The sequence below is a fragment of the Pontibacter mucosus genome (assembly GCF_003054055.1).
Classification (GTDB): Bacteria; Bacteroidota; Bacteroidia; order Cytophagales; family Hymenobacteraceae; genus Pontibacter; species Pontibacter mucosus.
The window spans coordinates 190,725-203,511 of the sequence record NZ_QBKI01000008.1 but is presented as its reverse complement, the minus strand read 5'-3'; the positions used below and the strand labels follow the sequence as shown (position 1 = coordinate 203,511).

Annotated in this window: 13 protein-coding genes; 6 read left to right on the top strand and 7 right to left on the bottom strand. The window is 53.0% G+C overall.

Translation table 11 applies throughout. From position 1 onward, the window contains the following. Window positions 1–328: 328 nt before the first annotated feature. Window positions 329–493: a hypothetical protein gene (locus C8N40_RS22730; RefSeq protein ID WP_211318129.1), complete on the top strand. Its 165-nt coding sequence runs from the start codon at window positions 329–331 to the stop codon at window positions 491–493. Between the two features lie 122 nt (window positions 494–615). Here C8N40_RS22730 and C8N40_RS16220 read toward each other — a convergent pair whose 3' ends face one another. From C8N40_RS16220 to C8N40_RS16205, 4 genes are all read right to left on the bottom strand, one after another. Then, window positions 616–1,575: an AAA family ATPase gene (locus C8N40_RS16220; RefSeq protein WP_245905152.1), complete on the bottom strand. Its 960-nt coding sequence runs from the start codon at window positions 1,573–1,575 to the stop codon at window positions 616–618. Window positions 1,576–1,748: 173 nt separating this feature from the next. Further along, on the bottom strand, window positions 1,749–2,192 hold the full coding sequence (locus C8N40_RS16215; protein ID WP_211318128.1) for a hypothetical protein: 444 nt from the start codon (window positions 2,190–2,192) through the stop codon (window positions 1,749–1,751). A 381-nt stretch (window positions 2,193–2,573) separates the two neighbouring features. Further along, on the bottom strand, window positions 2,574–2,960 hold the full coding sequence (locus C8N40_RS16210; protein WP_092102674.1) for a hypothetical protein: 387 nt from the start codon (window positions 2,958–2,960) through the stop codon (window positions 2,574–2,576). A gap of 313 nt (window positions 2,961–3,273) precedes the next feature. After that, window positions 3,274–4,398, bottom strand: a complete 1,125-nt coding sequence (locus C8N40_RS16205) for a hypothetical protein (protein WP_108212857.1) — start codon at window positions 4,396–4,398, stop codon at window positions 3,274–3,276. A 33-nt stretch (window positions 4,399–4,431) separates the two neighbouring features. Between C8N40_RS16205 and C8N40_RS16200 the strand changes: the two genes are divergently transcribed. From C8N40_RS16200 to recO, 4 genes are all read left to right on the top strand, one after another. Continuing rightward, entirely contained in the window at window positions 4,432–4,755 is a 324-nt protein-coding gene (locus C8N40_RS16200) for a 2Fe-2S iron-sulfur cluster-binding protein (RefSeq protein ID WP_108212856.1), read from the top strand. Window positions 4,756–4,876: 121 nt separating this feature from the next. Beyond that, window positions 4,877–5,470, top strand: coding sequence for a thymidine kinase (locus tag C8N40_RS16195; protein ID WP_092102664.1), 594 nt, complete (start codon window positions 4,877–4,879; stop codon window positions 5,468–5,470). A gap of 245 nt (window positions 5,471–5,715) precedes the next feature. Continuing rightward, window positions 5,716–8,016, top strand: a complete 2,301-nt coding sequence (gene porZ / locus C8N40_RS16190) for a type IX secretion system anionic LPS delivery protein PorZ (protein WP_108212855.1) — start codon at window positions 5,716–5,718, stop codon at window positions 8,014–8,016. Further along, window positions 8,017–8,730, top strand: coding sequence for a DNA repair protein RecO (gene recO, locus C8N40_RS16185; protein WP_108212854.1), 714 nt, complete (start codon window positions 8,017–8,019; stop codon window positions 8,728–8,730). 681 nt (window positions 8,731–9,411) lie between these two features. Here recO and C8N40_RS16180 read toward each other — a convergent pair. The 3 genes from C8N40_RS16180 to C8N40_RS16170 are packed head-to-tail and all read right to left on the bottom strand — an operon-like array spanning window position 9,412 to window position 11,954. Continuing rightward, a complete protein-coding gene (locus tag C8N40_RS16180; RefSeq protein ID WP_108212853.1) occupies window positions 9,412–9,921 on the bottom strand; it encodes an FKBP-type peptidyl-prolyl cis-trans isomerase in 510 nt (169 codons plus the stop codon). A gap of 9 nt (window positions 9,922–9,930) precedes the next feature. After that, window positions 9,931–10,908, bottom strand: a complete 978-nt coding sequence (locus C8N40_RS16175; RefSeq protein ID WP_108212852.1) for an FKBP-type peptidyl-prolyl cis-trans isomerase — start codon at window positions 10,906–10,908, stop codon at window positions 9,931–9,933. Between the two features lie 23 nt (window positions 10,909–10,931). After that, complete coding sequence (locus C8N40_RS16170; protein ID WP_108212851.1) at window positions 10,932–11,954, bottom strand: DHH family phosphoesterase; 1,023 nt, start codon at window positions 11,952–11,954, stop codon at window positions 10,932–10,934. Between the two features lie 222 nt (window positions 11,955–12,176). Here C8N40_RS16170 and C8N40_RS16165 point away from each other — a divergent pair, with 222 nt between their 5' ends. Beyond that, window positions 12,177–12,596 (top strand): nucleoside-diphosphate kinase, encoded by a 420-nt coding sequence (locus C8N40_RS16165; RefSeq protein WP_092102933.1) that lies wholly within the window; start codon window positions 12,177–12,179, stop codon window positions 12,594–12,596. Window positions 12,597–12,787: the final 191 nt, after the last annotated feature.

Here is a 12,787-nt window from a genome sequence, read left to right as displayed (position 1 = left end):
AGCTTCTATTAACAAAGGTGAATTCTTATTTGTAACGTGCTGAAGTATAATAGTTTTGCGTAGCCGGCTCAGGGTTTGGCAACGGCCGGGGGGAGAAACCGCTGTTACTGAGGTAAGAAATGGCTGCCGGATGGATTTTAACAAAACAGTAACGCTGCAATAATCTACAGCTAATATTGCAGGGATAGTTTTGTTGCATCAATCCTGCCTTTATAAAGAAACTGATTGCGCATTATGGGTGAGATCTACTGCGCAATCAAGAGTGGTGTGGCTTAGTCTCCCACACTGCGCCAATAGACCCGCCAGCAGGGCGGGTCTATTTTTATACTTGCTGTTGCCTGTTGGCAGCCAGTGGCACAGCAGCGGTGGTCTAAGAGCGGAAGAGCAGAAAGACCAGGGCAAGTATAACCAGCAGCACGATAAAACCGAGGCAACCACAGCCTCCTCCGCTGCCACCGCTGTCACCGCGCCCGCCTCCCAACAGCCTTCTTAGGAAGTATAGCTTTAAAAGACCTTTCCACATAATATAACTAGCAAAACCAAAAACTCCCGCTACACAAGGCTGCAGCGGGAGTTTTTGGTACGTGGGCGGATTCTATAACGTTTAAGAGGCTTCTAGCTGATCGGCACCTTCCGAAGGATGGACTCGATAAAGTCTTTGGTGCGGATGCCGTCGGCCTCGGCCTCGTAGTTAAGTATAAGGCGGTGGTTCATCACGTCGTAGGCCACCTCTTTGATATCCTCGGGCAGCACGTAGTCACGGTCATCGAAGTAGGCCACGGCCTTGGCGGCGCGGTTAAGGGCTATACTTGCTCGCGGCGATACCCCGAACTGGATGTAGGGCGCGAACTCCAGCAGGTCGTACTCCAACGGGCGGCGCGAGGCAAACACCAGCTCGATAATATACTTCTCCAGCGTCTCGGATATCTGCACCTGGTTTATCTCGTTGCGGATGGCGAACACATCCTCTCTGGAGAGCACCTTGGCTACCGAGCCGGTGAAACTCATGTTGGCCATGCGTCGCATGATTTCCAGCTCGTCCTCCTTCTTGGGGTAGTCGATGTATACTTTCATCATAAAGCGGTCCACCTGTGCCTCGGGCAGCGGGTAGGTACCCTCGTGCTCCACCGGGTTCTGGGTAGCCAGCACCAGAAAAGGCAGGTCCAGCTTGTAAGTGGTTTCGCCGATGGTAACCTGCTTCTCCTGCATGGCCTCCAGCAGCGCCGACTGCACCTTGGCCGGGGAGCGGTTCACTTCATCGGCAAGTATAAGGTTGGCGAAGATGGGGCCCTTCTTTACCTCAAAGGCTGAGGCGTTCTGGTTGTAGATCATCGTGCCTATCAGGTCCGAAGGCAGCAGGTCCGGGGTAAACTGTATGCGCTGAAAATCGAGGTGCAGCGCCTTGGACAGCGAGTTGATGGTAAGCGTTTTGGCCAGCCCGGGCACGCCCTCCAGCAGGATATGCCCCCCGGTGAACAGGCCAATCAGCAGGCGGTTCACCATGTACGACTGGCCGACCACCACCTTGCCCACTTCGCTGAAAACCTGCTTTATTTTTAGTTGATATGCGTTCACGTTGTCCGGATAAGTATACAAAAGCTCCGACCTCTGTCAGGTAAAGAGTCTGTTTAGCGCCTAAATATAGCGATAATACGGATGTGGTTCCATTATATTGCCCACAGGGCCAAAACAAAAAAGGCAGCTTTCAGGCTGCCTTTTACGTGCTTTCGCATCTATGGGTGAGAATGTCAGGCGGCAGCCATGGCGCCTGCTTCGGCACTTCCTACAGCCGCCACCGCCTTGGCTTTATTGTATACTGGTTTTTGAATACCCAGCTTTTTAAGACGGTTTTGCTGTGCCTGCTTTACCATTTCTATCAGGCTGTTCATGTGTTTTTGCTCCACATCAAGCGGCAGCACCATGCTGTGGCCCTGTGCGGTTAGCACATGCACCTTTTGGCTGCGCGTCATAAAAAAGAGGGAGATGAAGAAGCCGCTAAGCAGGAAAAAGGACTCATTAAAGTATACCAGCAGGGCTGTAAGCACACTAAGGCCAAGGTATACCTGCGAGCCAGTGGGTTTTACTTCCCAGGCGGCAATGTCCTCCAGCATAACAGCTTTGCTGCTGCGCCACGACAGCGGGTGCTGCCGCTGAATCAATCGGTGTGTTGTGAGGGCTATGCGCTTATCCACAGTTTGGATAAGGTACTGCTCTCCAGTTAGTAGCTTCGTTGTCGCCATTTGGGCCGGAGTATTAAGTTTGTTAATGGTAAATAAGGAGCGAAATAATGTATGTATCACAGCTTTCATTTTTACGGTTCGGTATCTTTAAGATTCCCAATACCTGTAAAGGGTTGCATCAATATAATGCCACAAATATATAATTTATTATCTTCTTAGCTCTGTATTTTGCACTATTATACGGATAACCAACAAAAGGATTTATTTAAGTGCCTGGGTAGCAGCAATTAAAAGTGTTTTTGTCTGTTAAGATTTATATACTTATATATAATAAAAAAACAGCCTGAACCGTTCACTCCGGTCCAGGCTGCCCTGAATATTTTAGCCAACGGCTCAGTCTGTCAGGTAGAACTCACCCTCATACCCGTGCGCGCGCTGGTTTTTAAAGCGTGATATGTCGGTTTGCATGTTATCGTAGATTTCCTGGATCTCCTCCGAGTCCTCCGTTAGGGGCTTGATGTGCTCGCTCAGGAGTTTAGCCGCCAGCGGGTAAAATTTAGAGTCGTCCGTGTTTTTGGCGTTCACCTTAAACGAGCTCACGGCGCTCTCCAGTTTTTTCAGAGCCGGGTACTGCCCTTTGTACTCCTGAATGGTGTCGCGGAGTTTTTCCCGTATCATCAGGTACAAATCCTCCTCAAACGTCATTCCGAAGTCATCCTCCTCCTCATCGTCGAAATCGTTGTAGGCGAAATCGTCCTCGTAGTCAAAATCGTCTCTCATGGTGATAATCAGGTTGCTTTTTAGTTGTTACGGGTTAAAACAGTCTTTGTGTCAGGTCGTGGTAATTTTTTGCCGCTCCCAACAGGCAGTTCAGTGCAATTTCCGAAGCCTGGCGCAATGCAAAGTGCATAATTAGTACTTCGTGCCTTTATTTGCAATGCCTACGACTGTACATTTAGCCATGTTGCCTAAATTATCAGTACAGCGCCGCCCGGAAGTATGAAAATGCAGGCCAGACCAGGTAAAAAAGCCATAAAAAAGAGGAGCCGCTACTGGGTAGCGGCTCCTCCTCTAAGCTTCATGCCGGCGTTTATCAGGCAAACTTTCTTTCCACCAGCTTCAGCAGCTTGGAAACGTGTTCCTGCTTTCTGCTCCAGTCATACTTGCCGGCCAGGGTGCCGGTAATGTATTGCATCGCCGAGTCCGCGTCCGTGAAATTGTCCAATGTTTGGATGGTCTGGTAGTACGTCAGGTTGTCGCCGTCGAAGAGCTCGTTGATGAAACTGAAGCGCTGGTTGATGGAGATCGAGTTCTTCAGCGAGTCTATCTTGCGGTTGCTGTGCGCGGCAGCCAGCGACGACGGAGCGGCGGCCTTGCGGAAGTTATCGTTCAGGGTCGGGCGCGCGTTGGCTGCCACCTCCTCTAACTCGTCGTCTTCCTCCTTATACATGGCAGGGCGTGCCACAGGGGCAGCTGCCTCGCGCTGGGCCGTGTGTATGGGGGCTACCACGTCCTTCTCCTGCACCGGGGCGGCAGGCGCAGGCTTGGCAGCGGCGGCCGGCCTGTCCAGGAACGATGGCGCGGGCTTTGGCTCTGCCTGCTCTTTTATCTCGGCCTCGGTAACGGGCAGCAATGCATTGAACTGCTCCACCAAGTGGTGCAGTGGCGTGCGCAGACCCTGGTTGGCGTTTATATAGAGCTTAAAGCGGCTCAGGATGTACTCGCGGTCGCGGCTGCTTGGCGAGAGCGTATCTACAAAACCTGCAAAAAGGCCCTTGTCAATATCGATATACTTCAGGTTCTCCTGCAGCTTGGGCAGGGTAATCTCCTCCTGTATGCGCAGGAACTTCTCCTCGAAGGTAACCACCGGTGCCAGCACTACCAGAAAAGTGTCGTGGATGGCCTTTTGCAGCAGCGGCTCAAAGGCGTCGCGCTTCATCAGGATCTTGCGCGAGAGCACGTTCATGAAGTTCACCAGGGCCTCTTTCACCTCCTCGTGCTCATAATCAAAGTATGGGCTGCGCAGGTTGGCCATCTCGTGGTGCCACTTCAGCAGCAACTCCTTTATTACAAACAGGTTTACCTGCTTGATGGGCGTAAAACCAATCAGTTGCGGACCGTTCAGGGTGTCGTGAGATGCAAAATGACGGTCGCAGAGCAGATTTGCCAGCTCTTTGCTGTACCGTTCCAGGTGTAATTGATTATATTTGTCTTCCATTGCTGTCGCTTTCTCCTGTAAAGTTATAAAATTATGCCGAAGTTAAAGGTGCAAAACCTGGCGAACCTGGAGGTAACGGTGGCCGAAGGGCAAACGCTGCTGAAGGCGCTCCAGGCTGCCGGCACCGACTGGATGCACGCCTGCGGGGCAAAGGGCCGCTGCACCACCTGCCGCATCATTGTTTTGCAGGGAATGGAGCACACAGGGCCGCTTACGGCTGCCGAAATCCGCTACCGCGACAGAGGCCGCCTGAAAGATAACGAACGACTGACCTGCCAGTGTACGTTGACAGGCGGCGAAATTACCGGGAAGGTGCCGGAGCAGACAAAGCTGCCGCACATGAAGTATAGCAGTTAGAAAATCAGAAAGTTAAAAAGTTAGAAAGTTTTATTGTTGATTGTCAATTGCTGATTGTTCTTCCGAAGGGCGTTGCAATTACACCTGACAAACAATCAACAACTAGCAACCAGCAATCAATATGTTTATTGAACCGCGCGTAGGCAACAAAAGCCATGTTAACAGGAAGGGTTGGATTGAGGTGATCTGCGGGTCGATGTTCTCGGGTAAGACGGAGGAACTGATCAGGAGGTTGAACCGCGCTAAGATTGCCAAGCAGAAGATTGAGATTTTTAAGCCCTCTATAGACAAGCGCTACCATGAGGAGGATGTGGTGTCGCATGACGCCAACGCCATCCGCTCCACGCCCATAGACTTTGCCCAGGATATGCTGCTGTTGGGCGGTAGCTGCGATGTGGTGGGCATAGACGAGGCGCAGTTCTTCGACGATGGCCTGGCCGAAGTATGCGTGAAGCTGGCCAACAGCGGGGTGCGCGTGATTGCCGCCGGCCTGGATATGGATTACCTTGGCAAGCCGTTTGGCCCGATGCCAGCCCTGATGGCAGTGGCCGAGTATGTTACCAAAGTACACGCTGTCTGCGTGCAGTGCGGCGACATTGCCAATTATTCGTTCCGTAACGTGGCCGACGAGAAACAGGTGCTGCTGGGCGAAACCGACTCGTACGAGGCCCGCTGCCGCCATTGTTTTACAGAGGGCATGAAGCAGAAGAAATAACTGATTGATAGTTCCGTAAGTATACATGGCGGTATTGCCCAGTGCTAAATACCTGCCGCGAGTTTTTAACCCGTGGCTCTCCATAAGGCCAGTTTTCAACTGGCGAAAGTATGGCCTTGTATCATGCAGGCTGAAAGCCTGCTGATGTAGGAAACCACGAGTTGAAAACTTGCGGTAGGGAGAGTGACTGCGTTGGATAGAAATACGCGCAGTTCAGGTTAACAGAGGCTTTATACTTTGTCCAGATGTCCATTGCCCGGAAATTCATACTTGCTTATACGTTGCAATGCCTGCTGCTGGGGTGGTGGTGCAGTGTGGCGCAGGCGCAGAGCCAGGTGCCGATTGGGGGCTGGCAGGTGCATGTGCCTTACCACCAGGGCAAAGCCGTGGCCGTGGCCGGCGACAAAGTATACCTGGCTGCTGAGCGGGGGCTTTTTTACTACGACACCGAGTTTAACACTACTGAAACCATCTCGAAGGTAGATGGCCTGAGCGAGCAGCAGATCAGCGACATTGCCTTCAGCGCGGGTGCCAACACGCTTGTTATCGCCTACCACAACACCAAAGTGGACCTGCTGCAGGGCAACCGCCTCCATGCCATCACCGACATCTTCCGGAAGAGCATCGCCGGGGAGAAGAAAATCAACCGCATTTATACTTTTAACCAGCTGGCTTACCTGGCTACCAGCTTCGGAGTGGTGGTGCTGGACCTGCCCAAGCGCGAGGTAAAGGAAACCTACAGCAGCCTTGGCCCTAACGGCGAAAGTATAAATGCCACCGACGTCGCCATACTCGGAGATAAGATTTACCTGGCCACCAGCCTGGGTGTGCTTTCCGCGCCCCTTTCAGGTGCAAATCTGCAGGACTTCCGAAGCTGGCGAAACGAGAGCGGCGGCTTGCCGGAGAATGCGGCTGTTACAAGCCTGGCGGCTTTTCAAGGAAAGTTGTATGCGGGCACTACGAGCGGTGTTTATACTTTGAGCGGGGACAACTGGAGCGCCACCACACTGGCTTCCGGGGCGGAGGTTAAAAGTATAAATACCACAGAGGCTAACCTAAGTGTAGTTTCCGCGGAAGGGGTGACGGTGCTAGATGCCAGTGGTCAGGTTTATACTTTGAATCATGCTTTGCCCACGCAGCCGCAGGAGGCAGTGACTACAACAAGCGGCGAAGTATGGCTGGCCGACAAAGCGAAGGGTTTGGTCAAGCTGAACCTCAGCAATTCCGAGGCCGCTGCTTTTGCGCCCGGTGGCCCCTACGCCAGCGATGGCTTCCGGATTTATACGTACGGCGGCAAGGTATATGTGGTGAGCGGCGGCTATACCGAAAGCTATGAGCCATTCAACAACTGGAACGGCTTTTATACTTACAGCAACGGTGCGTGGCAGAGCTTTAACCGCGCGCTGTACCCGCAGCCTTCTTTTGTGGCCAGCCAGGATCTGGCAAGCGTGATGCTCAACCTCACCACCAACAAGCTCTACCTGGCCAGCTACGGCAGCGGCCTGATAGAATGGGAGAGCCCGGATAAAGCCATCCTTTATAACCAGGAAAACAGCCCGTTATTGCCGACAGCTACTACAGGTCAGGTGCGCGTTACCGATGTGGCGGTGGATTACGAGGGAAACGTGTGGGTAGTGAACCCCAGCCAGCAACCCGGTGCGCCCGGCTTGCACCAACTCAGTCCTGACGGCACCTGGCAATCCTATACTTTGAATAACCTGGCCGACGCCAGTAATTTGACCGCTCTGGTGCTCGACGACTACGGGCAGAAGTGGCTTTCCATCGCCAGGAGGGGCAACAGCCGCAGCGGCCTGGTGGTATTCGACGAGCAGCAGAACCGCACCCGGACGCTGGGCGTGGGCGAGGGAAATGGCGGCCTGCCAAGCGGCGCGGTGTACAGTATGGCCAAAGACTTCAACGGTGATATCTGGGTGGGTACGGCCAGCGGCATCGGCATTTATTACAACACCGCCCTGGTTTTTGAGTCGGGTCGCTACGATGCGCGTATCCCTATTATAGATGGCCGCCCGCTGCTGGATGGGCAAATCGTCAGAAGTATCGCCGTGGACGGTGCCAACCGCAAATGGGTCGGGACCGATAACGGCCTCTGGCTTTTCAGTCCCGATGGCGATGCGCAGCTTCACCACTTCACCACCCAAAACAGCCCGCTGCCCTCCGACAAAATATATGCCGTAGGGGTGGAGCACCAATCCGGCGAGGTGTTTGTGGCGACTGATGCCGGCGTAGCCTCTTTCCGCTCCAACGCCACCCTCACCGAGGGCAAACCTGATTGCGCCATGGTATTTCCTAACCCGGTCCGCCCGGAGTATACCGGAGAAGTAGGCGTTTCGGGCTTGCCAAACAATGCTGACGTGCGTATTACCGATGTGGCGGGCACGCTGGTGTACAAGGGCAAAGCCAACGGCGGCACCTTCGCCTGGAATGCCCGCGACTACAACGGGAACCGCGTGAAGGCCGGGGTATACCTGGTTTTGGGCAGCAATGGCGAGCAAACCTGTATCAGTAAAATAGCCGTACTCGAGTAAATGTTAGTCAAGACAAGGGGAATCGTTCTCAGCAATATCAAGTATAGGGAGACGTCCATCATCACCAAAATCTATACCGAGGCGCTAGGCGTGCAGTCGTACGTGGTAAACGGCGTGCGCAAGAAGGGCAATGGCTCCCGTGTGGCCTTGTTTCAGCCGTTCACGCTGCTGGAGATGGTGGTCTATACCTCGCACCGGGGCGGCCTGTCGCGCATCTCTGAGTACAGAACCTCCTATTCCTTTGTGTCCATTCCGTTCGATATCCGCAAGAGCAGCATCATGTTGTTTCTATCGGAGGTGGTGGCGCGCACGGTGAAGGAGGAGGAGGAAAACCTGCCCCTGTTCCATTTCCTCTACACGGCCATCACCACCTTTGACGAGATGGAGAGCGGGTTTGAGAACTTTCACTTGGTATTTCTGCTGCAGCTTAGCTACCATCTAGGCTTTGGGCCGAGCTCGGGAACGGAAATTGTGGAGCAGGTGGTGTTTTCACCGAATGCGCAGGCGGCCACTTCAGCGCCTACTATAATGGCCGTGCAGGTGCACGAAAAGTATTTCGACGAGCTGCTGCGGGAGCCTGACCACACGTCCATCCCCAACGGCCGCGTCCGCCGCGAGCTGCTCGACATCCTCATCCGCTACTACCAACTGCACGTAGACCGGCTCGGCGAAATCAACTCCCTGGCCATACTTTCGGAGGTGCTGGAAGAGTAGGGGGAGTTGGCGTATCACGACACACGTAGCAAGACAAAAGAACTTTTGACAAAGGACAAAAGACTTTGAAGTATAAAACCCAACGCTGCGATTACCCACCCCTAACCCCTCCGGGGAGGGGAATTATGTTACATTGGCCGGAGTTCCCCTCTAGGGAGGGGCAGGTTTACACCTTCACCGTAGTAGCAAACCGCACTTGATTTATAAAGTATAGCGGGCGGAGATAAGAAGGCAGGAATAATATCTATTCATCTGTCATCCTGAAAGGATCTTGTGGGCAAGCCGCATTAGCCTATTCCATGCAGGTCTTTTTTATTTTACCTACAGAGACCCTAAGCCATCTGTCATGCTGTGAAAGTATTTGGTAGGAGGGGGGCTAAGCCTCTGCAACTTGCCACCAAGATCCTTTCAGGATGACAGAGTAAAAGTAGAGTAGAAGTATAAATCGGCCTATTGCTGACAGGAGAATCAAATTATACTTTTAAAATTCCCCACTCGGGAGGGGCAGGGGTGGGTTTATCGTTACCACAGTTACAAAGTATAAATGAAGTATGGAAAGCGGAGCGTGAAAGTATAAAAGCATCCTCTCCGAAGCATAAACTATAGAGGCGGAAGTATAAAAAAAAAGCCGCCGGGAAGTATAAACCCGGCGGCTTTTCTGTTGCTGTTGTTCAAGTATACTTACGGCAGGACCTCCAGCACTTCTACCTCAAAGATAATCGGTGCGTTTCCCGGAATGGTACCTGAGCCACCTCTGCCATATCCTAAATGGGAAGGCAGAAATAATCTGGCTTTCTCGCCTACACGCATCAGTGTCAGGCCTTCATCCCATCCGGCTATAACCTGTCCGTAGCCAACCGTGAATTCAAAGGGTTTACTTCTATCGTGGCTGGAGTCAAATTTGGTGCCATCGAGGAGGGTGCCCGTGTAGTGCACCGATACCTTATCGCCAGGGAAAACCTTGTCGCCGGTTCCCTCCTGCAGCAGCTGGTAGTATAAACCTGAGTTACGCTTTACCAGGGTGGCAGGGTCAATGCCGTTGGCCTTGAAGTACTCCTGAAGCTTCTTGTCGTCTTTCTCGCGCTGTGGCGTGTTGTCGTCCTTTTTGCAGGCGGCAAAGCCAAGTATTACGAAAAGCACCAGAAGCGCCTGTAGCAGGCGGCTCCTGTTGCCTTTTAATGCTGAAATCATACGTTAGACTTACTGGTTTGCTTGTTTCTGAATGTCAACCAACTCCACGTCGAAGCGCAGGATGCTGTTGGCAGGGATGTCCGGGCTTGGAGCCTGCTCACCGTAAGCCAGCGGCGACGGGATCAGCAGGATAGCCTTAGAGCCTTTGTTCAGTTGTGGAATGGCATCATCCCACCCTTTGATTACCTGCTGCTGGCCAATCGGGAAGCGGATAGGCTCACCACCAGACATTGGGTTGTCGTAAGAAGAGTCGAACTGCTTGCCATCCAGGCGGGTGCCTTTGTAGTGCACGGCTACGATATCGCCGGCGGCTGGCTTCTCGCCTTTGCCCTGCTCGGTTACGATGTAGTACACGCCAGACTCCGTTTTCTGAGCCTCACCCAGCTTCTGATCCTTGATGTACTGCTGTATCTTCTCGTCGTCTACCTTTATCTGCTTCTCGGCACGCACCTTAGACTCCTCCATGTAGCGCTGCATCAGCTCCTGCTGGTAAGTGTCGGCCTCGGCGCGGTTCATGATGCGCTCGTTTTTGATGCGGAAGGTCACGTCGGTGCCCGGCTTGATGTGCTCCGGAAGCGGGCTTCTGAAAAGCTGCGTGAATACGGTGTCGGCGTTCATTCTGAACACGCCGCTGTCGCCGGCGGCCAGCATCATTACGGCATCCTCCAGGCCGCCCTTCATCATGGGCTGCATGAACGGGATAACCATTGGCAGGTGCGGCGGGTTGTTGCGGGTGTCTACAAAAACAGAGTCATCCGCGTTCAGGATCTGCCAGTGGAGAGCGATAAACTGCCCTTCTTTGGCTCCTAGGGAGTCTGCGGCCGAGATCTCGCCTCTTTCTTTATACTTGCCTTTGCCAGTTTGCTCGTAAATTCTATACTCCAGGCCATCGGCCGTTGTATGAAACTCGTTGTTGTCTTTGTTGCAGCTCTGCAACAGGAGTGCTCCGGCCAGAACCGGCAGCATGAATTTGGTTTTAAATAGCATCTAGTATAGTATGGATTAAGGTTTTATTTATCTGTGGCGTGCTGCAACTGGTCTTTGTAAAGCGGCAGCAGGCTCTCGAACTTGTTCACGGTATTCTCCAGCGTGTCTATAGACATGCCGCCGGCTGCATTTTTGTGGCCGCCCCCGTTAAAGTGCTCCCGGGCAAAATCATTCACCGAGAAATCACCCACCGAGCGGAACGACATCTTCACGGCCTGCGATCGGTCGATGATGAGCGCCGCAAAAACGATGCCCTCGATGGAAAGCGCGTAATTTACAAGTCCCTCTGTGTCACCGGTTTTGGAGTCGTATGCCTTCAGTTCGTCTGCTGTGATGGCAAAGTAAGCCGTTCTGTACTCAGGCAGTACCACCAGTTTTTCTTTCAGGGCATACCCCAGGAAGCGCAGGCGCAACTCGGAGGAGCTGTCATAGATCAGGCGGTGGATTTTAGAGGTCTCGACCCCGATCTGCAGCAGGTCTGCGATGATCAGGTGCACGTTTTTGGAGGTGCTGGGGTGGCGGAAAGAGCCCGTGTCGGTCATGATGCCGGCGTAGAGGCACTCGCCTATCTCTGTGTCTATCAGGTCGGCGTCCCCCATGGCCTTTATCATGTCATACACGATTTCGGCGGTGGCGGCGGCGCTGGTGTTGGAGAAGCTCAGGTCGGCAAAGGCCTCCGGCTGCAGGTGGTGGTCTACCAGCACCTTGGTACCGTTGGCGTGGCGGATGTACTCGCCCATCTCGTTAATGCGCGAGAGGGTGTTGAAATCCAGGCAGAAAATCATCTGCGCCTCTTTGATAAGGCGCTGCACCAGGGTGTCGTTTTGCTCAGAGTATACAATCACCTCACTGTTGCCGTGCATCCAGTTCAGGAAGCTAGGGTAGTCAGACGGGGTGATAACGGTAACACGGTGTCCTTTCTTTCTAAGATAGCCAGCCAGGCCTAGCGAGGAGCCTAACGCATCCGCATCAGGCTTGTGGTGTGTGGTGATTAGCACCTCTTTAGGCTCTTTCAGAAGCTCTTTCAGAGCATTAATATCATGCATAGGGTAAGTATAAATCCTCTGACTGATAAGGATATAAGGCGCGAATTTCCGAATAAAATATGTCTTACGCAACAGTAGGCGTGGTTGCCTGTGCCGCAGCACGGCCACGGCACAGGGCGGCGCATGAATGAAAGATAGCGGAAAAGTATACCAATATTGGCCAAAATCCACTATTTTTGCAGGCTAAAAGTAGAGATTTTAAACGATAAAGTAAAAGAGAACATGGCCGGAAACATCACATTCACCATGATTAAGCCTGATGCGGTAGCAGAAAACCATATTGGCGGCATTACCAAAATGATCGAGGAAGGCGGCTTCCGTATTGTGGCGATGAAAAAGACAAAGCTGTCTGAGGAGCGCGCAGGCAAGTTTTATGAGGTGCACAAGGAGCGTCCGTTCTACGGCGACCTGGTTAAGTATATGTCTTCCGGCCCTATCGTGGCGATGATCCTGGAGAAGGACAACGCCGTGGAGGATTTCCGCAAGCTGATCGGCGCCACTAACCCGGCTCAGGCGGAGGAAGGCACTATCCGTAAGGTATACGCCAAGTCTATCGAGGCAAACGCCATCCACGGCTCCGACTCTGACGAGAACGCGCAGATTGAAGGTGACTTCTTCTTCGCTGCCGACGAGCGCTTCTAAGCTTTTTTAAAGTATACTTATTGATTAAGAGCCCGCCAGGTGTCATGCCTGGTGGGCTTTTTCATTTAGTCTCTTTTAGGAGTAGGGGAGGGAGTTTGGCAGCGCCGGGTCTGACTATGCCTGGCCAAGTATAAACCCCACCCCAACCCTCCCCTAAAAACAGGGGAGGGAGTTTTGTCAATGCTGGGTCC